The sequence below is a fragment of the Caballeronia zhejiangensis genome (assembly GCF_022879815.1).
Classification (GTDB): domain Bacteria; phylum Pseudomonadota; class Gammaproteobacteria; order Burkholderiales; family Burkholderiaceae; genus Caballeronia; species Caballeronia zhejiangensis.
The window spans coordinates 301,565-322,654 of the sequence record NZ_CP084285.1; the positions used below are offsets into that span (position 1 = coordinate 301,565).

Annotated in this window: 18 protein-coding genes; 8 read left to right on the forward strand and 10 right to left on the reverse strand. The window is 61.7% G+C overall.

Annotation, left to right across the window (positions count from 1 at the left end; translation table 11 throughout):
- Positions 1 to 855 carry a polysaccharide deacetylase family protein gene (locus LDZ23_RS22480; RefSeq protein WP_008348319.1) on the reverse strand — a complete coding sequence of 285 codons (855 nt, stop codon included), beginning with the start codon at positions 853 to 855 and terminating at the stop codon, positions 1 to 3.
- Positions 852 to 1,937 carry a glycosyltransferase gene (locus LDZ23_RS22485; RefSeq protein WP_033536220.1) on the reverse strand — a complete coding sequence of 362 codons (1,086 nt, stop codon included), beginning with the start codon at positions 1,935 to 1,937 and terminating at the stop codon, positions 852 to 854. Before LDZ23_RS22485 ends, LDZ23_RS22480 begins: the two co-directional genes overlap by 4 nt.
- Positions 1,938 to 2,480: 543 nt before the next feature.
- Here LDZ23_RS22485 and LDZ23_RS22490 point away from each other — a divergent pair.
- Positions 2,481 to 2,891 carry a hypothetical protein gene (locus tag LDZ23_RS22490; protein WP_008348321.1) on the forward strand — a complete coding sequence of 137 codons (411 nt, stop codon included), beginning with the start codon at positions 2,481 to 2,483 and terminating at the stop codon, positions 2,889 to 2,891.
- A 14-nt stretch (positions 2,892 to 2,905) separates the two neighbouring features.
- On the opposite strand, the gene LDZ23_RS22495 is transcribed toward LDZ23_RS22490, so the two are convergent.
- A complete protein-coding gene (locus LDZ23_RS22495; RefSeq protein ID WP_008348324.1) occupies positions 2,906 to 3,652 on the reverse strand; it encodes a FadR/GntR family transcriptional regulator in 747 nt (248 codons plus the stop codon).
- Between the two features lie 598 nt (positions 3,653 to 4,250).
- On the opposite strand from LDZ23_RS22495, the gene LDZ23_RS22500 reads away from it, so the two are divergent.
- Positions 4,251 to 4,673 carry a hypothetical protein gene (locus LDZ23_RS22500; protein WP_008348325.1) on the forward strand — a complete coding sequence of 141 codons (423 nt, stop codon included), beginning with the start codon at positions 4,251 to 4,253 and terminating at the stop codon, positions 4,671 to 4,673.
- A 30-nt stretch (positions 4,674 to 4,703) separates the two neighbouring features.
- Here LDZ23_RS22500 and LDZ23_RS22505 read toward each other — a convergent pair whose 3' ends face one another.
- Complete coding sequence (locus LDZ23_RS22505) at positions 4,704 to 4,952, reverse strand: hypothetical protein (RefSeq protein ID WP_425306903.1); 249 nt, start codon at positions 4,950 to 4,952, stop codon at positions 4,704 to 4,706.
- A gap of 146 nt (positions 4,953 to 5,098) precedes the next feature.
- Between LDZ23_RS22505 and LDZ23_RS22510 the strand changes: the two genes are divergently transcribed.
- Positions 5,099 to 7,783: an excinuclease ABC subunit UvrA gene (locus LDZ23_RS22510; protein ID WP_033536222.1), complete on the forward strand. Its 2,685-nt coding sequence runs from the start codon at positions 5,099 to 5,101 to the stop codon at positions 7,781 to 7,783.
- Here the strand turns inward: LDZ23_RS22510 and LDZ23_RS22515 are convergent.
- Positions 7,763 to 8,302, reverse strand: coding sequence for an HD domain-containing protein (locus tag LDZ23_RS22515; RefSeq protein ID WP_008348331.1), 540 nt, complete (start codon positions 8,300 to 8,302; stop codon positions 7,763 to 7,765). The two genes, LDZ23_RS22510 and LDZ23_RS22515, sit on opposite strands and share 21 nt — an antisense overlap.
- Positions 8,303 to 8,361: 59 nt before the next feature.
- The gene (locus LDZ23_RS22520) at positions 8,362 to 9,078 is read right to left on the reverse strand and encodes a YdcF family protein (protein WP_008348333.1); all 717 of its coding nucleotides are present in this window, start codon (positions 9,076 to 9,078) and stop codon (positions 8,362 to 8,364) included.
- A gap of 415 nt (positions 9,079 to 9,493) precedes the next feature.
- On the opposite strand from LDZ23_RS22520, the gene LDZ23_RS22525 reads away from it, so the two are divergent.
- The 5 genes from LDZ23_RS22525 (at position 9,494) to LDZ23_RS22545 (ending at position 15,601) form a co-directional block, all read left to right on the forward strand.
- Entirely contained in the window at positions 9,494 to 9,745 is a 252-nt protein-coding gene (locus LDZ23_RS22525; protein ID WP_008348335.1) for an acyl carrier protein, read from the forward strand.
- Positions 9,742 to 10,995 (forward strand): acyl-CoA dehydrogenase family protein, encoded by a 1,254-nt coding sequence (locus LDZ23_RS22530; RefSeq protein ID WP_008348336.1) that lies wholly within the window; start codon positions 9,742 to 9,744, stop codon positions 10,993 to 10,995. Before LDZ23_RS22525 ends, LDZ23_RS22530 begins: the two co-directional genes overlap by 4 nt.
- A 2-nt stretch (positions 10,996 to 10,997) precedes the next feature.
- Positions 10,998 to 12,065: an amino acid--[acyl-carrier-protein] ligase gene (locus LDZ23_RS22535; protein WP_033536223.1), complete on the forward strand. Its 1,068-nt coding sequence runs from the start codon at positions 10,998 to 11,000 to the stop codon at positions 12,063 to 12,065.
- Entirely contained in the window at positions 12,062 to 13,066 is a 1,005-nt protein-coding gene (locus tag LDZ23_RS22540) for a DUF1839 family protein (RefSeq protein ID WP_008348339.1), read from the forward strand. Before LDZ23_RS22535 ends, LDZ23_RS22540 begins: the two co-directional genes overlap by 4 nt.
- 69 nt (positions 13,067 to 13,135) lie before the next feature.
- Positions 13,136 to 15,601, forward strand: a complete 2,466-nt coding sequence (locus LDZ23_RS22545) for a glycosyl hydrolase 2 galactose-binding domain-containing protein (protein ID WP_008348341.1) — start codon at positions 13,136 to 13,138, stop codon at positions 15,599 to 15,601.
- Between the two features lie 10 nt (positions 15,602 to 15,611).
- On the opposite strand, the gene LDZ23_RS22550 is transcribed toward LDZ23_RS22545, so the two are convergent.
- The 4 genes from LDZ23_RS22550 to LDZ23_RS22565 all read right to left on the reverse strand — a co-directional run bounded on the left by LDZ23_RS22550 (position 15,612) and on the right by LDZ23_RS22565 (position 20,995).
- On the reverse strand, positions 15,612 to 16,550 hold the full coding sequence (locus LDZ23_RS22550; RefSeq protein WP_008348343.1) for a Gfo/Idh/MocA family protein: 939 nt from the start codon (positions 16,548 to 16,550) through the stop codon (positions 15,612 to 15,614).
- Positions 16,551 to 16,687: 137 nt separating this feature from the next.
- Positions 16,688 to 17,002 carry a hypothetical protein gene (locus LDZ23_RS22555; protein WP_144403680.1) on the reverse strand — a complete coding sequence of 105 codons (315 nt, stop codon included), beginning with the start codon at positions 17,000 to 17,002 and terminating at the stop codon, positions 16,688 to 16,690.
- A gap of 138 nt (positions 17,003 to 17,140) precedes the next feature.
- On the reverse strand, positions 17,141 to 17,329 hold the full coding sequence (locus tag LDZ23_RS22560) for a hypothetical protein (RefSeq protein ID WP_144403681.1): 189 nt from the start codon (positions 17,327 to 17,329) through the stop codon (positions 17,141 to 17,143).
- A 129-nt stretch (positions 17,330 to 17,458) separates the two neighbouring features.
- The gene (locus LDZ23_RS22565) at positions 17,459 to 20,995 is read right to left on the reverse strand and encodes an indolepyruvate ferredoxin oxidoreductase family protein (RefSeq protein WP_033536224.1); all 3,537 of its coding nucleotides are present in this window, start codon (positions 20,993 to 20,995) and stop codon (positions 17,459 to 17,461) included.
- Positions 20,996 to 21,090 lie beyond the last annotated feature (95 nt).

Consider the following 21,090-nt stretch of genomic DNA (forward strand, 5'->3'; position numbering starts at 1 on the left):
TCAGCGTTTGATCTTCAGATAAGCTCGGCTTATCGCGGGCCGCGTATGCACCCATAAACGCGATGCCAGCCACGAAGCCGGCCGGTCGCGCACTTCGAGCCGCTTGATCGTGCGTTCGGTATCGTCGGATGCAGCGCGATCCAGCGGATTCGCGCCGACGTTCGTTCCGGTGTGGCATGTGTAGAAGTGCCTGAATCCCGCATTCAACGCGACTTCCCGATAGTCGTCGTCGTAGTAACCTTGCGGCCAACACAGATGATCGGATACTTCGCCGAGGCGCGTGCGCAGTGCGCCACGCGCGGCGCTCAGATCGTTCTGCAACGCCTTGCGTTTCTTGTCGCGCGAACCCGCAACCTGATCCCAGCGCACATGAGAATGCGTATGGCTATGAAATTCGAACGTGCCGGCTTCACGCATCGCTTCGATTTCGGACCAGCGCAGGATCACATCATCGGCGTATCCATTTTCGATTGCGCGCTCCCCCGCACGATGATCGAGCAATCTCGGCATCGTTGCCAAGTTGTCCGATGCATTCGGACGAACGCCGCCTTCGCCGGGCCAACTGCTGACAAGAAAGCACAGCGCCGTAAAATCATGGCGCTTCAATACCGGATGCGCGTGCACCCAGTTGTCCAGATAACCATCGTCGAAAGTGATGACAAGCGATTTCGCGGGCACGTCCTCGCCGCTCAGAAAACCTGCGAGTTGCGCCGCGCCGATGGTGCGATAACCCGCGCGCGCAAGGTAGTCCATTTGCGCGGCGAAGTTATCGGGCGTCACTGTGATCATGCCGGGCGATGTGCTGACGTGGTGGTACATCAGCACGGGAACGGCGCGTGCATACTTCGCGCTCATCTGCGATGACCTCGTTCGTGCAATGCGCGCTGATAGAAGCTGGCCGTTTCGTCCGCCATATCGCTTACGGTGAAGCCACGTTCGGTGATGCGAAGGCTCTCGTCGCGCAGACGCTGGCGCAACGCCGGATCGTCGATCATGCGGACAATCGCCGCACGCAATGCAACCGGATCGTGCGGCGGCACGAGCAGTCCATTCACGTTGTCTTCGATCAGTTCCGGCACGCCATCGACATGCGTGCCGATGACCGGCAATCCCGCCGCCATCGCTTCGATGAAAGCCTGGCCCAGCGCTTCTTGATGCGTGGGAAGAACGAATAGATCGGAACCGCGAAAGATATTGGGGATATCGGTGCGAAAGCCCAGCAGGTGAATGCGATCGGCGAGGCCGAAGCTATCGACGATTCCCTTGATGCGTTCGAACAAAGGACCATCGCCCGCCATCACAACATGCAGGTTGGGATGCGTGTCGACGAGCGGGCGCACTGCCGCAATAAGATCTTCATGTCCCTTCTTGTCGCGCATGATCGCGACCATGCACGCAACGAATGCGTCCTCACCGAGACCGAGTTCCGCGCGCAACGTCGAATGCGAGACATGCTGAGGTTTCGGAATGCCATCGTAAATAGTCTGCACGCGCTTCTCCGCAACACCCGCCGAAATCAGATAGCGGCGCACGTAATGACTCACGGCGATCACGCGATGCGGAAGCCATGTATAAGTTGCGAGCGACGAGATGGGCAATGCCAGATGCCGCGTACGCACGATGAGCGGCGTGCGCGCCAGCCGCCCTGCGGCGCCGGCAACGAGACTGTCGTGGCCACTATGCGTGTTGAGCACGTCGAACGCGCGGCGACGCAGAAGCGCTTTGATGGCCAGAATCGATCGCATGTCGCCGCCACTGCGCATGCGCGCGTGGTGAACGGCGAACCCAAGTTCGGCGCAACGTTGCCCGAGCCGCGCATCGCTCGGGCAAATCAGCTCGACGGTATGGCCGCTTTCGCGCAACGCGACCATCTCCTTCAACGTCCGTATTTCTTGACCGCCCCATCCCTTCGAGGACTCGCTATGTAGGATCTTCAAACGCCTGGTCTCCACGTCCGACACATTCCTGTCGGAAATATTTCGTAATATTCACATTACCTTACTGGCCTTGGCGATTCGTAAAAAAACGCAAGGAATTTGATATGGCCTCGAACGAGGCTTATCGAAAGAAAGAATGCAAGCAGATGAACGCGCGCCGAAGTGGCGATCCGTCGATAACGATTCTTCGACGAAGTGAACCGAGTGCGTGAAAGGCTAACGGCTCACTTACGCGTTCGGTTGACTCGTAGCTGGCAATTTCGTCAGCTTAGCTATTCGGATCCTAGCGTGGAATTGGGGGATTCCGAACTAACCCGTCGGACATGCGGGTGCTTAAGCATGCGATAAGAATTGGGCCGATTGCGCAAACGTTTGATGCGCACGCGCTTAAGCAAGCCTTTTGGACGATAGCTCGACAAGCCATCGCAACAGTAATTAGGCGCGTTTGGAACGAACCGCAACGCCGTCTTTCGGTCGATTTTTCTCGGCCGGCAAGCATCATTCGAGCGTGATAACTTCAACCGATATCCGGAGGAAAAAATCATGCTGCTCTCAGACGATGAACTGGCCCGCTTGCAATCCGTCGCGCCGTTTTTACGAAACGAAGCGCACGCGGCACTCGAGTTGGAAGCGAACTATGAAGTGACGATGGAGCTCGAATCGCATTTGCAACCGGGCCTGCGCATACGCGCGCCGGATTCGTCGCGAACGACGGCCGCTTCGGATGCGCCGCCTTACGCGCTCGATCTGTTCGTTGGCTTGCCGCTGAATGAGTTGCGCGCGCTCTCACATGCCGATGACGCTACACGCGAAGCCGAGATCGCGCGTTTCGGCGCGCGCTTCTCGCCGCGTCTTCTGCGCGCGATTGCCAGGATGGCGCCGCACGAGATCGATCTCGATGCCGGCGTGCAAAGCGAAGCCGGCACGCTTTCGATCATGCTTGAAGAAGATTAAACAACGCACTGCGATCAGTCATTCTTCGATGCGGCCTCATGCGCGCGCCGCAGCCGCTCCCGGCTGTTCGACAAATGCATCCGCATGGCCGCGCGTGCTGCTTCGGGATCGCGGCGTTCGATCGCATCGAAAATATCTTCATGCTCGCGATTCACGCGATCGAGATAGCCAGAAGGATCGTTATGCGCAAGCGCCGCCGAATTGACGCGCGTGCGCGGAATGATTGTGTTGCCGAGCTGGCTCAGGATGCTATGGAAGTAACGATTACCGGTAGCCTTCGCAAGCTCGAGATGAAAGGCCACATCGGCCGCGACCGCGCTGCCTTCGCCCGCTTCGATGAGCCGCTCGAATTCGTCGAGCGCCCGGCGCATCTGCGCGAGGTTTTCATCGGTGCGGCGCATGGCCGCGAGACCGGCCGCCTCGGCTTCGAGGCTGATGCGCAATTCGAGAATCGCCATCACGTCGCGCACGGTGAGATCGCCCGCGGCCTCGATCTGGAACCGCTCCTGATCGCCCGCTTCGAGCACGAATGTACCGATGCCGTGCCGCGTCTGAACGAGGCGCGCAGCCTGCAATCGCGAAATGGATTCGCGCACGACAGTCCGGCTCACGCCGAGTTGCGCCATGATTTCCGATTCGGTCGGCAGCTTGTCGCCGGGCTGAAGCGCGCCGCTGCGAATCCGCTCCGATAACTCGGCGACGACTTCCTCGGTGAGATTTCGGGAGCGGCGAAGCGCGCCGGACGCGAGTGCTTGGGACATTGAAAGGCCGATCTTTGTATGCTCGATGAGCAATTATAGGGCGCGGGACAGCTTGTACGATGACTATCGTTTTCAGCGCGAAATTCGACGTTCCATCGAGGCAATTTCTAGAACCAATAATCGCTTCATTGAGCGAGCCGCATGACGCGGCGAGCTCTGTTCGACGCTGTGCCGGTCATGATGGAAATCCCTATCGAAAACGTCCGAATAGGGACAAAGCAAAGCGTTGATAAACCGTTCGTTGCGGCGTAAAGTTCATGTACCGCATGAAGTGAAACGCGCCCGCCAGACGGCATCAGCCGCACGTCGACAAATATCCTTTTTGTCCGCGCATTGGCGGTTCGCTTCATCGTCCGGCTCGCGAGTCCATGCCGCATCCGTTGGATTCGCCATCAACTCGCGCAGTCGCGAGCCCGATCACAGCGGTTCACCGGTTAATCGCCACGCATGTCTATGCGTTGCACCACACGTCTTTCGCCTCTCGCGCAAGTCACTCATCGGACAGGCGCTCAACCGGTGGACATCCGTATTCACATTCGCAATTTTCACGGCGATACTGAGACGCGGCATCGAGGTTGGCAGGCAAGGAGACGAGCAAATGATGCGTGAAGTAAGCGGAGCGTTCTACGGCTCCCGTAAGCTGGATGAAGCACTCGAAGACCTGCGCGCAGAAGGAATCGCGGCCGACCGCGTGCGCGTGGCGAGCATGAGCGGCTTCGCGGATTTCCATACTTCGCAAACGCAGAGCAACAATGCGCAGACACAATGGATCGCGGCGGAATACGCGGGGCACGGGGAACATCTGGGCGTGGTAGATACGCACGACTATCCCTACGGACTCGACATGTCGAGCGACGACATCCTCCCCTCGTTCGGCGCGGACGGCGGCGACGCTGACGTGGCATGCAGCATTACACGCGTCATCGTGAGCATTCGCGACGAAGCGGAGATGCGGGCCGTTTGCGACATCTTCTCGCGCCTCGGCACCGACGATATCGACATCGAAAGCGTCGCTGTCTGATCGGCAACGCCCGCCGCTACGATCGGCCCGTCACTGGGTCGTCGTCGCGGGCTTCGCTTTCTTTTTGTGCGTGGAGTGGAAGCTGCCCTGGCGCGTACTGCCGGGCGTGGACGTGTTGTCGCCGCCGACGGTCGGCCCGGCCTTTGCCGCGCCGTGAGCGTTGCCCCTGCCCGATCCGCCATTGCCGTTGCCGCCCGACTGCGCCATCGCAACGCCCGACCCGCCTATCGTCACACCTGCCGTCAGCGCGACCGGAACCCGCACCGGCATTGTCCTCATTTTTTCCCTCGTCGATCAGGTTCACCACCGGTCTGAATGCGATCGCATGCATGATGCGTAATTCAAAATGCCATCTGGTATCTGGCATGCTGCAAGCGAATTCATTACTTCCGCCGCCGCGCCCGGCCAGACAACCCGCCCGACTCATGGATGCCCGCAAAACCCAACGCGAATCCGCCTATCGCGACGATGCCGCGCCTGCATCGAGAGCAGGTTTCGTGCGCGTGCGCGGCGCGCGCGAGCACAACCTGAAAAACGTCGATGTCGACGTGCCACGCGACGCCCTCGTCGTCTTCACCGGCGTATCCGGTTCCGGGAAGTCCTCGCTCGCATTCGGCACGCTCTACGCCGAGGCGCAGCGCCGCTATTTCGAATCGGTCGCGCCGTATGCGCGGCGGCTCATCGAACAAGTCGGCGTGCCGCAGGTCGATTCGATCGAAGGCTTGCCGCCCGCCGTCGCGCTTCAGCAGCAGCGTGGCGCACCGAATGCACGCTCGTCGGTGGGCAGCGTGACGACGCTCTCCAGCCTCGTGCGTATGCTCTATTCGCGCACCGGCAGTTATCCGCCGAAGCAGCCCATGCTGTACGCGGAAGATTTTTCGCCGAACACGGTTCAGGGCGCGTGTCCCGTGTGCCATGGCCTCGGCCGCGTCTACGAAGTCACCGAAAAGTCGATGGTGCCCGACGACTCGCTCACGATCCGCGAGCGCGCCGTCGCGGCCTGGCCGCCCGCGTGGCACGGACAAAATCTGCGCGACATACTCGTGACGCTCGGCTACGACGTCGACACGCCGTGGCGCGACTTGCCGAAGAAGGATCGCGACTGGATTCTGTTCACCGAAGAGCAGCCGACGGTGCCGGTGTACGCCGGTCTCACGCCGAAAGAGACGCAAGCCGCGCTGAAACGCGGCGCCGAACCGAGCTATCAGGGCACATTCACCGGCGCGCGCCGCTACGTGCTGCATACCTTCGCGCACACGCAAAGCGCGCTCATGAAAAAGCGCGTGTCGCGCTTCATGGTCGGCAGCGATTGTCCCGCATGTCACGGCAAGCGGCTCAAGAAGGAAGCGCTATCGGTGACGTTCGCAGGGCTCGACATCGCCGAATTCGCGCGTCTGCCGCTCATCCGACTCGCCGATCTACTTGCGCCCATCGCACGCGGAGAATGGCCCGCCAGTGATGAAGCGCCGGCTCCCGCGCTCGCGAGGAAAGACCGCATCGCGGCGACGGCCAAGCGCGTCGCGGCAGGCGGCTCGGCGCACAAGGCCGCGCCGGACGTGCGCCGCACGGCCAATCTTTCCGACGAGAAACGCGCCGCCGCCGAGCGCATCGCGGCGGATTTGCTGGAGCGGCTCGGCACGCTCATCGATCTGGGCCTGGGCTATCTCTCGCTCGATCGCGCGACGCCGACGCTCTCATCCGGCGAACTGCAACGATTGCGGCTCGCGACGCAACTCGCGTCGCAGCTCTTCGGCGTCGTCTATGTGCTCGACGAGCCATCCGCGGGCTTGCATCCGGCCGACAGCGAAGCGCTCTTCGCCGCGTTGCAGCGATTGAAGGCAGCAGGCAATTCGCTGTTCGTCATCGAGCACGATCTGAACACCATGCGGCGCGCGGACTGGCTGATCGATGTCGGTCCGGCCGCCGGTGAACGAGGCGGACATGTGCTGTATAGCGGGCCGCCGGAAGGCCTCGCATCGGTGGAGGAATCGCAGACGCGCAGGCATCTGTTCGCGCCGAAGCAAACGATCGAACGCGTCGCACGCGAACCGCGCGGATGGTTGCGGCTCGAAGGCATCACGCGCAATAACCTGCATGGCATCGATGCCGCGTTTCCGCTCGGCGCCTTCACGACCGTCACCGGCATTTCGGGCTCGGGCAAGTCGAGCCTCGTGAGTCAGGCGTTGCCGGAACTCGTCGCGGAGCGGCTCGGACGCGCGCTCGACGATGCAGAAGAAGACGAGCAGGACCCGCTCTTCGCTCGAGCCGACGCTTCGGCGGGCGGACGCATCGTCGAAGGCATGGGGACGATCCGGCGTCTCGTGCGCGTCGACCAGAAGCCGATCGGCCGCACGCCGCGTTCGAATCTCGCGACCTACACCGGCCTCTTCGATCACGTTCGCAAGCTCTTCGCCGACACGCCGGCCGCGCGAAAGCGCCGCTATGGCGCAGGACGCTTCTCGTTCAACGTCGCGCAAGGACGCTGCCCGACATGCGAAGGCGAAGGCTTCGTCAGCGTCGAGTTGCTGTTCCTGCCAAGCGTCTACACGTCGTGCGCGACATGCCACGGATCGCGCTATAACCCGCAGACGCTGGAAATCGAATGGCATGGCAAGAACATTGCGGATGTGCTCGGCATGACCGTCGATAGCGCATGCGACTTCTTCGCCGATGAAGCCAGCGTCATGCGCGCGCTCGCCGTGTTGCGCGACATCGGCCTCGGCTATCTGCGGCTCGGGCAGCCCGCGACGGAGCTATCAGGCGGAGAAGCGCAGCGCATCAAGCTCGCAACCGAACTGCAGCGCGCGCATCGCGGCGACACGCTCTACATTCTCGACGAGCCGACGACGGGGCTTCATCCCGCCGACGTCGATCGCCTGATGGCGCAACTGCAAGGGCTCGTCGATGCGGGCAATACGGTCGTCGTCGTGGAGCACGACATGCGCGTCGCATCGCTTTCCGATTGGGTCATCGACATCGGCCCGGGCGCCGGTGAAGATGGCGGCCGGATCGTGGCGACGGGCACGCCGCAACGTATCGCCGAACATGCTGCAAGCCGCACGGCGCGTTATTTGAGCGACGCGCTGGCCTCAGGCGACCACGTGTCCTGAAGGGATGCCCTTGCGATAGACCTCATCGAACACGGCTTCGAGTTCCCGGTGCGTGCCACGCAATTCATCGACGACACGCTTCGCCCAATCGAAGTATTCGCGCTTTCTCTCATCGCTCCAGCCGGACGGCGGCGCGGCGAGAATATCGCGCAAATTGCAAATCTTATCGGCGAGTTTCACGAGCTTCGCGCCGTGACTGATATGCGCCGCGTGTTCGACCTGCAAACGCTTCCTTTCGGCCTTCGACAAGGACTTGTCGTCCGTCACTTCGTCGACGATGCGCCCGATCTCCGCGCCGAACCGCCGCACGAGTTCATCGCGCGATGTGTCCGTGTCTTCGATCGTGTCGTGCAATATGGCGGCGATCAGCACGCGCTCGTCTTCGACCCCGCCTTCGTTCGCGAGCACATGAGCGAGCGCGATCGGATGATTGATGTACGGCGACGCGTCCGCATCCTTGCGGCGCTGCTTGCGATGTTTGTCGGCCGCGAACGCGACGGCGTGGATGAGTTGATTCACTGGATGGCCTTCCGTGTCGTCTTTACCGGAAGTATAGGTCTTGCGCCGACGCGCCAGTCTCAATACAACCCGACCCACCTCCATACATAAAACCGCACGATACCAACCAGCTCATGCAACGCGCTGTTCGAATCGAACCATCCTCTTCGATGCGGACGCCACCACATGAACTGCGGACGAACATAAGCGACGGTCGGCTGTGGATGCAAACCGAAGGCTTCGAACGCGAGCATCGCGCGACGCATGTGAAGCGACGACGTTATCAAAACCGACGTATCGTAGGGCCGCGACCGCAGTATCTTCTCCGTATTGCGCGCGTTCTCATAAGTGTCGAGACTCTGATTTTCGAGGATGAGATCTTGGCGCTTCACGCCTGCGTCGAGAAGCAGGCTTCCATATAAGTCTGCTTCGCTTTGCTCGTGATGCTGCGGGTTGCCTCCGCTCATGATGACAAAACACGCCTTCTCCATCTCGACGCAACGCTTATAGAGCGACGCCGCCAGATCGATGCGCGTCATCGCGTCACCCTTGGGCACGAGACGCCGGTTATGGTCGTACCAGGTCCCCCCGCCCAGCACGATGATCGCCGTGCGCGGGCCGAACGTCGGATCCTTCATCGACGCGTAGTGATCGTTCGCGAGCTGCACGAGCGGCCCCGGAAACCAGCTTCCGAGCCCCCAGAAGACGATAGCCGTCATCACCAGAATCATGCCGCGCCGTTTTCTCCAAACGAGGAACAGCGCGATGAATAGAAGCAGCAGCGATATCAGAACCAATCAATTCACTCCGGAAAGTTATCGTTTCAAAATGCTTTCAGTGTACGCATCGTTTTTGCTTATCACTCATTCGACCATGCGAAGGAGTTACCTATTTATCGAATATGAAGCGCTGACGTGAGTGTGAATCATCGCATCCGATCGCGACGTGCTTGATATCGCACAAAACGATGCTTTCTCGACGAAGCCCTCCGTGCGCCATCGCACGGACGCATAGGCCCGCAAATTCGTTAAATACGATCAAACAATAGCTATAAGAAAACAGTGCGTGCGAGGGCTCTCGTGGAACCGTCTTCGCGAGACAACAACAACACCACTGCCGATTCGCACCGGGGTCAGCGACATTCGATAAGAACTCATCGTCGCGACCCGGGTTAGTTGCACCAATGGCCGGGTACAAGGGAAAACATAGACAATGAAAACTGAATTGCGCCGCATCCTCGCCGAGTCCGCTCGTCTCGACGTGCCCATCGATACGCTCGCCGACGGCGACGATCTCTACGCCGCCGGTCTCTCTTCGCTTGCCACGGTCCATGTGATGCTGGCGATCGAAGACGAGTTCGGCATCGAAATTCCCGATCACATGCTCACGCGCCGTCTCTTTTCGAGCGTCGATTCGCTCGCATCGGCGGTCGACGAACTGCGTCGTTCGCAGGCGGCAGCATGAACGCGCCCGCTCAGGAGCTTGAAGTCGCCGAGCTCGCGCAGAGCGCAATCTTGCGTAGCGAAAGCGAACTGATCGAAGCCGCGAAGCGCGTCGCGGCCGTCGCGGCCCAGTACGCCGACGCGGTCGATCGCGAAGCGCGCTTTCCCGCCGAAGCGGTTGCAGCGATGCGCAAGGAGCGTCTCTTCTCCGCGATGATCCCGACGGAATACGGCGGCGACGGTCTGTCGCTCACCGGCGTCGCGCGCTTGTGCGAGGCACTGGCGCAAGGCTGCGCTTCGTCCGCGATGATCTATGCGATGCATCAGAGCCAGGTCGTTTGCATCGTCGATCATGGCGTGAACGTGCCGTGGCAGCGCGCTTTCCTTGCTCGCATGGTCAGCGAACAGTTGCTGCTCGCATCGGCGACGTCGGAAGAGAACATCGGCGGCAACATGCGTACGAGCGCGTGCGCGGTCGATCTCGTCGACAACGCGTTTCGCATCGAGAAGCTCGCACCGACCATTTCGTACGGCAAGTATTCCGACGCCATTCTCGTGACGGCGCGCCGTCATCCGGACGCGCCGCCCTCCGATCAGGTGCTGATCGTCGCGCCGCGCGAAACGTTCACGCTCGAGCAGCGTGGGACGTGGGACACGCTCGGTATGCGCGGGACATGCAGCGAAGGACATCGACTGGTCGCGAGCGGCATCGCGGAACAGATTCTGCCGACGCCGTTCTCGAAGATCGCCGACGAAAGCATGCTGCCCGTATCCCATACCTTGTGGTCGTCGGTATGGTGCGGCATCGCGAGCGACGCGGCGAATCGCGGGCATCAGTTCTTCCGCAATCAGGCGCGCGGCAAGCCCGCGTTGCCGCCTTCGGCCGCGCGCCTTTCGCAAGTGCTCACGCTCATCAAGATGATGCAGGCGCGGCTGCGCGAATCGCTCGCCAATGTCGAAGCGGCGCAGGCCGAACGCGCGGCGCGCAAGGCGAACCAGAGCAATGACGACGACGCACCGCTCGCGGCGTCGATCGGCATCAACGCCGATCTGAACATGCTCAAGCTGGCGATCTCGCAGTCGGCTTTGCATGTCGTGCAAGAGACGCTGATGATCTGCGGCATGGCGGGCTACAAGAACGACACGCCGTTCAGCGTGGGGCGCCATCTGCGCGATCTGCATTCGGCGCCGCTCATGATCAGCAACGATCGCATCGAATTGAACACGGCGAACCTGCTGCTTGCGCAGCGCGCCGCAACGGGGACCATTTGACGATGAACATGCCGACGGAACAGGCCGCCATGATGCAGGCCGAAGCACAAGCACAATCACAAGAGACACAGGCACCGTACGACAAATCGGACTTGACCTTGCGCGATCGCCTGATCGAAGCGGGCATTCTGCTCGATACCGGCGAAGACGGTCTCTATGGCCGCAGCGAAGTATTCGAGGATGTCGTCGAACGGCTCAATCAGGCCATCACGATGCTCGGCGCGGATCAACACGCGGAAGTGCTGCGCTTTCCGCCCGCGATGCGCCGCCGCGATTTCGAGGACAGCGAGTATCTGAAGAGCTTCCCGAATCTGGCGGGCACGATCCACTCGTTCCAGGGCAACGATCGCGGGCATCATCGCCTGCTCGAAGCGCTCGACAAGATCGTGCATATCGGTGAAGAGGAAGAGCGCTCCGACGAATGGATGGATCAGCAAAAGCCGACGCGCCTCGTGCTCACGCCGGCCGCGTGCTATCCGATCTATCCGCTCGTCGCGAAGCGCGGCAATCTCGCGGCTGACGGCGCGATCTTCGATGCGTTCTCGTACTGCTTCCGCCACGAGCCGTCGATCGATCCGGGCCGCATGCAGATGTTCCGGATGCGCGAATACATCCGCGTCGGCAGCCCCGAGCAAGTGATGGCGTTCCGTCAGAAGTGGATCGACCGCGGTTCGCTGCTCGTCAATCTGCTGCAACTGCCTTTCGAAATCGATCTCGCCAACGATCCGTTCTTCGGTCGCGGCGGCATGATCGTCGCCGATAGCCAGCGCGCGCAGCAACTGAAGTTCGAACTGCTCGTGCCCGTCGCGACGCCCGACCGTCCGACCGCGTGCCTGTCGTTCAACTATCACCAGGACCACTTCGGCGAGCTGTGGCACATCCGTCAGGCCGACGATCAGGTCGCGCATACCGCGTGTGTCGGCTTCGGCATGGAGCGCACGACGCTCGCGCTCTTCCGTCACCACGGTCTCGATGTCAAGGCGTGGCCGGAGAAAGTGCGTCAGTTGCTTTGGGGCGACAAGGCGCCGCTCATCGAGGAAGGCCTCGCGAACCTGGGAAACAAGGCATGAACGCACGCTCGCCGGCAGAAGCCGTGACCGACACGTCCATGCCTGCGGACACCGCCTACATCCAGCACGCGCTGCATCGCGAAGAGCGCGTCTGGCTGGAGACGAACTGCTATGTCGACTTGTGGATCGAGTTGCTGCATCACTACGGCTGCGATCCGCATGCGGCGCTCGGTTTCACGGTGACGCAGGCATTCGAGGGCGATCAGTTCACGTTCCCGAAGTTTTCGCTCGACGATATCGCGCGGCTCTATGGCCTGCAGGCGCAAGAGCTCGCGATCTACGACACGCTGGAAGCGCACGTGCGCGAGCAGACGCGCCGCGGGCAGATCGTGGTGGTCGAGATGGACTCGTACTATCTGCCCGACACACGCGCGACCGCGTATCGGCAGACGCATACGAAGACGACCATCGCGATCGACGCCATCGACACGGAAGCGAAGCGCATCACGTACTTCCATAATGCGGGTTACTTCGCGTTGGCGGGCGAGGACTACGATGGCGTGTTCCGTCTGATGCCGGGCCTCGCAAGCGATGTGCACGCGCTCTTCCCGTACGTCGAGTTCGTGAAGCGCGCGCGTGCGCCGCTCGAAGGCGATGCGATGGTGCAACGCTCGGTCGAGTTGCTCAAGCTGCGTCTCGCGGAACGTCCCGCGGTGAATCCCGTTGCGCAATGGCGCGCGGAATTTCCCGAGCATCTGCGTGCGTTGCTCGAACGCGATCCCGCGTACTATCACCTCTACACGTTCAACGTGATGCGTCAGCTCGGCTCGAACTTCGAGTTGCTGTCGAAGTATCTCGGCTGGCTGAACCGGCACGGCGTGGAAGTATCGAGCGATATTCAGACGAGCGCTCAAGCGATCGCGAGCGAAGCGATGGTCATGCAGTTTCGACTCGCGCGCGCCCGCATGCGCTCGCGCTCGGACCTGTGCGAAGACTGCCTCGATTCGATGCAGGCTTCGTACGACAAGGTTATCGAGCCGCTCGCCGCGCGCTTTCTGTGAACGCCGAAGCCGCGCGCATGCCGCGCGGCTTTGGCGTCGTTCTTCGCATTCCATCGACGAGGTAGGTTCATGCACGACCAGTGCGCGCACGCGGCGCGGCGTCTTTCAGAAGGCTGGCAATGCGTGAGCACGCCAGCGGGTTCATGCGCGACGCCCGCATCGCTCGACACCGTCACGCAGTGGATCGACGCGCCCGTGCCGGGCACGATCGCATCCGCATTGCGCGCGCAAGGCGTCAGCGATGAAGCGCTCGCGCAGCCGTTCGCGCATTCCGATCATTGGTATCGCGTGAAGCTCGCGGGCGACGGCATGCGGCGCTTGCGCTTCAATGGGCTCGCGACCATCGCCGAAATATGGCTCGACGATCGCAAGCTGCTCGAATCGGATTCGATGTTCGTCGCGCACGATCTCGACGTCGAACTCAACGGCGAGCATACGCTTCATCTGTGCTTCCGTTCGATCGCGCCCGCGCTTGCCGCCAAACGCGGACGTGCGCGCTGGCGTCCGAAGCTCGCGCAACCCGCCACGTTGCGCAACGTTCGCACGACGCTGCTCGGGCATATGTCCGGATGGTGTCCGACGATTCAACCGGCGGGTCCGTGGCGCCCCATCGAATTGATCGGCGAAACGCGCGCGTGCATCGACAACGTGGATCTGCGCACGAGCATCGACGGCAACGATGGCATGCTCGATGTCACCGTGCGCTACTTTCATGCACAGGAACAGGCGCCGGTTCGCATCGAATGTGGCGACGCGCACGCCACGCTGGAATGGCACGACGCGCGCACGCTCAAAGGCCGCGTGCGCGTGCCCGATGTGCGCTTGTGGTATCCGCACACGCATGGCGAGCCATCGCGCTATGCCGTGAAGCTCGGCGATATCGATCTCGGCGAAGTCGGCTTTCGCACGATAGAAGTCGATCGTGGTGTGGACGGCCGAGGCTTTCAGCTCGTCGTGAACGGCGTGCCTGTATTCGCGCGCGGCGCGTGCTGGACATCGGCCGACATCGTCGCGCTCGATGCGCCGCGCGAGAAACTCGAGAACGTCTTCCGCCTGATTCGCGATGCGGGCCTGAACATCATTCGCGTGAGCGGCATCACGCTCTATGAATCCGACACGTTCTACCAACTCGCCGACGAATACGGCGTGCTCGTGTGGCAGGACTTCGCGTTCGCGAACTTCGATTATCCGGACGACGAAGCATTTCGTGAGAGCGCGCAACGCGAAGCCGAGCAGTTCCTTTCACGCACGCGACGCTTCGCATCGCTCGCGGTGCTGTGTGGCGGAAGCGAAGTGCATCAGCAGGCGGCGATGCTCGGCCTGCCCTTCGACGCGTATCAGCAGCGCCTCTTCACCGAACTCTTGCCGAATGCGATGGCAGCGCAGCGGCCCGACGTCGCGTATGTCGTGAACTCGCCGAGCGCGGCGCCCGGCGACAAGGAGTCGATGCCTTTCGGCACGCGCGGCGGCATTACGCATTACTACGGCGTGCCGGCGTATCAGCGCCCGTTCGACGATGTGCGTCGCGCGCAAGTGCGCTTCGCCTCCGAATGTCTCGCGTTCGCCAACGTTCCCGACGATGTCGCCCTGCGCGCGATACCGAATGCGCGCGCGCACGAACCGCGCTGGAAAGCAGGCGTGCCGCGCGATCCCGGCTCGGCGTGGGATTTCGACGATGTGCGCGAGCATTACATGCGATCGCTCTATCGCATGGACGTGCCGCGTTTGCGCTATGAAAATCCCGAGCGCTATCTGGAACTGTCGCGCGCGGTCGTCGCGGATGTGATCGGCGCGGTGTTCTCGGAATGGCGTCGCGAAGGATCGAGTTGTGCGGGGGGCATCGTATGGAATCTGCTCGATGTGCGTCCGGGCGCGGGCTGGGGCATCATCGACGTTCTCGGCGCACCGAAGAGCGCGCTGCATGGACTCGCGCGCGTGCTTCAACCCGTGCAGGCGTTGATCCTCGATGAAGGTCTCGACGGACTCGACGTTCATCTCGTCAACGATACCGCGCGCGAGATTCGCGCACGGGTCGAACTGGCGTGCCTGCGTGAAGGCGCGATCAAGGTGGCGAGCGGTTCGCGCGATGTCGTATTGCAACCGCGCAGCGTACAACGTGTGTCGTCGAATGCGCTGATCGGCGCATTCTTCGATATCGCATATGCGTATCGCTTCGGCCCGCGCGCGCACGATGCGACGCATGTCGTTCTGCGCGACGCGGACACGAACGAAGTGCTGTCGGAAGCGTTCCACTTCCCCGATCCGTCGATCGGCGAGCGGCGCGATATCGGCTTGAGCGTCACCGTCGAGAAGGACGACGAGGGCTTCAGTCTCATTGTCGAAACGGCGCAGCTCGCGCGCTGGGTGCATATCGCCGATCCGAACTACTTCGCACGCATCGACTGGTTTCATCTCGCGCCGGGAAGCACGCGTCGCATTCCGCTCGTCGCGCGGCACGGGAACGTGAGCGCCGCGCCCGAGGGCGATGTATTCGCGATCAATGCGATTCGAAGCGCGACGTATCGCGCTTCGTGATGCGCGCGCGTCAGCGGCCGAATGCTTCCGTTTCGATGCGCCGTCCGGTGAGGAATGCATCGGCGACGAGTCGCAGCGGTCGCACATCGACATCGCTCGTTTTCGTTTCGATGAGCGTGTGAAAGTGCTCGTACAGCGCGGGATATTCGCGCTCGGCTTCGACATCGATCTCCTTGCCCGCGATCGACAGACGCTTGCCGCCTTCGCGCATCGAGAGGCGGCCCGCGTCCGTTTCGATGTCGATGTCCCATTCCTCGACGGGACCGTGACGCCAATCGAACACCGCGCGCACCGGCGCGCCGTTCATCGCGACGCAATCGAGTTCGGCGGCGATCGGCGTGGATGTATCGGCCGGCATCGTGAGCGTGGCGGCGCGCAGCGCGACTTCATGCGGCAGGATGCGCGTGACGATCGATAGCGCGTTGATGCCTGGATCGAATACGCCGAGACCGCCCGGCTCCCAGATCCATTGCTGCCCCGGATGCCAGCGCCGCACGTCTTCCTTCCATCGCACTTCTACCGAGCGAATCGCGCCCGGTTCCTTCGACGCGAGCCAGGCGCGCGCCGGTTCGACTGCGCTCGCCGCGCGCGAATGCCACGAGGCGAAGAGCGTGCAGCCGTTCGCGCGTGCAACGTCGCGCAATGCTTCGACTTCGCTCACGCTCGCGCCTGGCGGCTTTTCGAGCATGACGTGCTTGCCTGCGTCGAGTGCGGCGAGCGCTTGCGCATAACGCACTTGAGGCGGCGCGCAGAGCGACACTGCATCGACCGACGGCTCGGCGGCGAGCAGCGCGCCGATATCCGGATAGTTGCGCACGCCTTCGACGCTTGCATTGCGGCTCGCGCACGCGACGAGTTCGAACCCCGGCTGCGCGGCTATCGCGGGCAAGTGCTGATCCCGCGCGATCTTGCCGATGCCGACGACGGCGAGCTTGTGTACGGCTTTCATGCGAATGTCTCCTCCTTTCCGTGGAACCGAATCACGTTCCCGCGTGACCGCGGCCGAACAGCGCGGCCCAAAGCGTTTCATGCTTCGGCTTCGTTATTTCCAGAAATAAACCCTCTACGCAAATCTGCGCCAGATTCTCATCGACCCCGATGCCCGTTCCCGTGACCGTTTGCATCGAACGACGTCTCGATATGCGGCGTTTCCTGAACCGCGCCGCGCAAAGGCAGCGAGCATGCAACCCACTTTTCGGGATTTGTGTAGAGGTCGAACCCCTTGAGACGCTTATCCAAATCTAACACCATCGATAGCGTTCCCGCAGTAATGACATAGATCGGCGGATGGATATCGCAGCGCCGGTCGATCTCTTCGCTTAGGTTGACCGTCTTTCGACGGAAGTGGACGAAGCCGCATACTCGATTGCGCAGCGCACAGTGAAGCAATCGCTGTCCCATTGCACTGTCGCACTGGAATCAATATGCGCCGTGGTATGAACGGTGGGCTGCTTCATAGGATGTGTCTGTAAGCGAAGTGAAGAATGGTGTAGTCGCGCTCTCGAACGACGGTAAGCGGCGACTCTATACGCCTCTCGCTTATCGTGATACGCCCGCGTTTTCCTCGCGATAGCCAATGACGGCATCCAGCTCCTCGTCATGGATTGGCTTTGCATTGAACGGCACGGACGGTGGACGGATTTCGAAGCGACCAACCTCAATCGGCTTCTTTGCAGGCTTCCAATCGAACGACGGCTCGTCTCTGCTATACGGCAACGACGATTGCATATTCTGACTCTCGAACATAGCGAGCCAACGGAATACTTTGCCATCCGAATTGATTCGCCACCTGAAGTTACGGTGACGAATCCGCGATACAGCTTCCGATTCGTCACCTCGCGATACCCTATCGCCCGCTCACGCAGTCGCCGCCACCTCCACCGGCGCGCGATAACTTTCGATCAACCGTTCGCGCTTCTTCGCGACGGCCGCGATGTCGCGCTCCTTCACATGCCCGAAGCCGCGGATTTCATCAGGCAGTTTCGCAAGCTTCAACGCGGCATCGCATCGTTGCGCATCGAGCGTCGCAACGAATTCATCGACGAGCGCAATGTAATCCGCGATCATCCGGCGTTCGGTGCGGCGCTCTTCCGTCTTGCCGAACACATCGAACGATGTGCCGCGCAAACCCTTCATCTTCGCGAGCACGCGAAACGCCGGCAGCATCCACGCACCAAAACGCTGCTTCACGAGATGGCCATGCTCGTCGCGTTTAGCGAAAAGCGGCGGCGCGAGATGGAACATCAGCTTGTAATCGCGGCCCGGTTCGCCCTCGAACTGCTCACGCAGCTTGTCGAGATACGCGGGATCGGCATAGAGACGCGCAACTTCGTACTCGTCCTTATAAGCCATCAGCTTCGCGAGATTCACCGCGACGGCGCGCGTAAGGGGTAACTTCGCGTTCAGCAGCTTTTCCTTCTCGCGAATGCGCTCGACGACATCGCGATACGAACGCGCATACGCTTCGCTCTGATACGCCGCGAGCAACGCTTCGCGCGTCGCGATCACGTTCTCCAGCGACTCCGGCATCTTGACGATGACCGCGTGCTGCGTAGACTTGAGCAGATCGCCGGCGCCGTTCTGCGCAACGAAGCGGCCCCAGTTGAACGCGAGCACGTTCTTGTCGACGGCCACGCCGTTCAGTTCGATCGCGCGCGTGAGGCTCGCGAGTTCGAGCGGCAACCAGCCCTTCTGCCACGCGAAACCAAGCAGCAGCGGATTCGAATAGATCGTGTCGCCGAGCAGTTTCAACGCGAGCGCATTGGCATCGACGAACTCGCATCCCGCGCCGATGCTCTCCGACAACGCCTGCTCCGTCTGCGCAGCGGGAAAGGTCCATTGCGCATTCGTGACGAACTCGGCGGTCGGCGTCGCGCCGCTGTTGATCGCCGCGTGCGTGATGCCGTGACGCGTGCGCGACAGCACATCGTTCGATGCTGACACGATCGCATCGCAACCGATGACGAGCCGCGCTTCGCCCGTTGCGATGCGTGTCGCATGCAGCGCTTGCGGCTTCGGCGCGATCTGCACGTGACTCAGCACCGCGCCGCCCTTCTGCGCGAGACCCGCCATATCGAGCACGGTCACGCCCTTGCGTTCGATATGCGCGGCCATGCCGATCAATCCGCCGATCGTCACCACGCCCGTGCCGCCGACGCCCGTCACGAGAATGCCGTAAGGCTTCGACAAGGCAGGCAACGAAGGGATCGGCAAATTATCGAAGTCCGGCTTCACGCCTGCGGCCGCCTTGGGCTTGCGAACCTGCGCGCCTTCAGCGGTGACGAAACTCGGGCAAAAGCCCTTCACGCACGAGAAATCCTTGTTGCACGAAGACTGGTTGATCTTGCGCTTCGTGCCGAGCGGCGTGTCCATCGGCTCGACCGACAGGCAGTTCGATTGCACCGAGCAATCGCCGCAGCCTTCGCAAACCGCATCGTTGATGAACGCGCGACGCGCCGGATCGGGATACGTGCCACGCTTGCGGCGACGGCGCTTCTCCGTCGCGCAAGTCTGGTCGTAGATGAGAATGGTCGTACCTTGCGTATCGCGCAACTCGCGCTGAATGTGATCGAGCTCATCGCGATGATGCACGTTCACGCCCTGGGGCAACGCAACGTTCGCATCGTATTTCTGCGGCTCGTCGGTCACGATGACGATGCGCTTCGCTCCTTCCGCATAGACCTGATGCGCGATCTGCGGCACCGTCAATACGCCGTCGACGGGCTGGCCGCCTGTCATAGCAACCGCATCGTTATAGAGAATCTTGTACGTGATGTTCGCGTTCGCCGCAATCGCCGCGCGCACCGCGAGCAGGCCCGAATGGAAGTATGTGCCGTCGCCGAGATTGACGAAGACGTGTTTATCGCCGGAGAAATGCATCTGGCCGATCCACGCGACGCCCTCGCCGCCCATCTGGCTGAACGTCTCGGTCTTGCGGTCCATCCACATCGACATGTAATGGCAGCCGATGCCCGCGAGCGCGCGCGATCCTTCGGGCACGCGCGTCGATGTGTTATGCGGACATCCCGAGCAGAACCATGGCTTGCGCTCGACATCGACGCGCGGCTTGGTCGCCTCGCGCTCTTTCGCTTCGATCGTTTCGACGCGCGACAACATGCGCGCACGCACGTCTTCGGGAAGATCCGCGCGCGCGAGACGACGCGCGATAGCCTTCGCGATCAACGCGGGCGATAGCTCGTAATGCGCCGGCAGCAACCAGTCGCCGCGCGGCACAGACCATTCGCCGCCTTCGTTGTCGCGCTCGTCGAACTTGCCGTAGATGCGCGGGCGCACGTCTTCACGCCAGTTATAAAGCTCTTCTTTCAGCGCGTATTCGAGAATCTGCCGCTTCTCTTCCACGACGAGAATCTCTTCGAGACCGGTCGCGAACGCGCGTGCGTCCTGCGCATCGAGTGGCCACACGCAGCCCACTTTCAGCACGCGCAGGCCGATCTGCGCGCAGGTGTCATCATCGAGACCGAGATCGACGAGCGCCTGACGCACATCGAGATACGCCTTGCCCGCCGTGATGATGCCGAAGCGCGGCTTGTCCGAATCGATGACGACGCGATTGAGCTTGTTCGCACGCACGTAGGCCAGCGCCGCGTACCACTTCTCGTCGAGCAGACGCGCTTCCTGCGCGAGCGGCGAATCTGGCCAGCGAATGTTGAGGCCGCCTTCGGGCATCGCGTAGTCGTCCGGCGTGACGATCTCCACGCGATCCGGATCGAGATCGATCGATGCCGTCGATTCGACCACATCGGTCACGCATTTCATCGCGACCCACAGGCCCGAATAGCGGCTCATCGCCCATCCGTGCAGACCGTAGTCGAGATACTCCTGCACGTTCGACGGATACAGCACCGGAATGCCCGCCGCGATGAACGCATGATCCGACTGATGCGCGACCGAGGACGACTTCGCCGCGTGATCGTCGCCAGCGAGGACAAGCACGCCGCCATGCTTGTCGGTGCCTGCGGAATTCGCGTGCTTGAAAACATCGCCGGTGCGGTCGACGCCCGGTCCCTTGCCGTACCACATGCCGAACACGCCATCGCGTGTCGCGCCCGGCCACAGATTGATCTGCTGCGTGCCCCAGATCGACGTCGCCGCGAGATCCTCGTTCACGCCCGGCTGAAACACGATGTCGTTATTCTTCAGATGCGCCTTCGCCTTCCATAGCGACTGATCGAGCGCACCGAGCGGCGATCCGCGATAGCCCGAAACGAAGCCCGCCGTGTTCAGCCCCGCCTTGCGGTCGCGCGCTTTCTGCAACATCGGCAGACGCACGAGCGCCTGCGTGCCGCTGATATAGACGCGGCCTTTCTCCAGCGTGTATTTATCGTCGAGCGTTACGGTTGCAGCGGCTAGTGCGGCGCGATCGGGTGCGTTCATGAGGGCATGTCTCCGGAATTCGGGAATTAGTTTTTTTTGCCGAGTATAGGAAGCCGATTTGCGATCGTAAAATCACGAATACACAACTCCGGTAT

Excerpts from the sequence above, each read along its gene's own strand:
- LDZ23_RS22480 (WP_008348319.1), bottom strand. The coding sequence starts at position 855 with ATGAGCGCGAAGTATGCACGCGCCGTTCCCGTGCTGATGTACCACCAC.
- LDZ23_RS22490 (WP_008348321.1), top strand. The coding sequence starts at position 2,481 with ATGCTGCTCTCAGACGATGAACTGGCCCGCTTGCAATCCGTCGCGCCG.
- LDZ23_RS22495 (WP_008348324.1), bottom strand. The coding sequence starts at position 3,652 with ATGTCCCAAGCACTCGCGTCCGGCGCGCTTCGCCGCTCCCGAAATCTC.
- LDZ23_RS22500 (WP_008348325.1), top strand. The coding sequence starts at position 4,251 with ATGATGCGTGAAGTAAGCGGAGCGTTCTACGGCTCCCGTAAGCTGGAT.
- LDZ23_RS22505 (WP_425306903.1), bottom strand. The coding sequence starts at position 4,952 with ATGAGGACAATGCCGGTGCGGGTTCCGGTCGCGCTGACGGCAGGTGTG.
- LDZ23_RS22510 (WP_033536222.1), top strand. The coding sequence starts at position 5,099 with ATGGATGCCCGCAAAACCCAACGCGAATCCGCCTATCGCGACGATGCC.
- LDZ23_RS22525 (WP_008348335.1), top strand. The coding sequence starts at position 9,494 with ATGAAAACTGAATTGCGCCGCATCCTCGCCGAGTCCGCTCGTCTCGAC.
- LDZ23_RS22530 (WP_008348336.1), top strand. The coding sequence starts at position 9,742 with ATGAACGCGCCCGCTCAGGAGCTTGAAGTCGCCGAGCTCGCGCAGAGC.
- LDZ23_RS22535 (WP_033536223.1), top strand. The coding sequence starts at position 10,998 with ATGAACATGCCGACGGAACAGGCCGCCATGATGCAGGCCGAAGCACAA.
- LDZ23_RS22540 (WP_008348339.1), top strand. The coding sequence starts at position 12,062 with ATGAACGCACGCTCGCCGGCAGAAGCCGTGACCGACACGTCCATGCCT.
- LDZ23_RS22545 (WP_008348341.1), top strand. The coding sequence starts at position 13,136 with ATGCACGACCAGTGCGCGCACGCGGCGCGGCGTCTTTCAGAAGGCTGG.
- LDZ23_RS22550 (WP_008348343.1), bottom strand. The coding sequence starts at position 16,550 with ATGAAAGCCGTACACAAGCTCGCCGTCGTCGGCATCGGCAAGATCGCG.
- LDZ23_RS22555 (WP_144403680.1), bottom strand. The coding sequence starts at position 17,002 with ATGGGACAGCGATTGCTTCACTGTGCGCTGCGCAATCGAGTATGCGGC.
- LDZ23_RS22560 (WP_144403681.1), bottom strand. The coding sequence starts at position 17,329 with ATGCAATCGTCGTTGCCGTATAGCAGAGACGAGCCGTCGTTCGATTGG.
- LDZ23_RS22565 (WP_033536224.1), bottom strand. The coding sequence starts at position 20,995 with ATGAACGCACCCGATCGCGCCGCACTAGCCGCTGCAACCGTAACGCTC.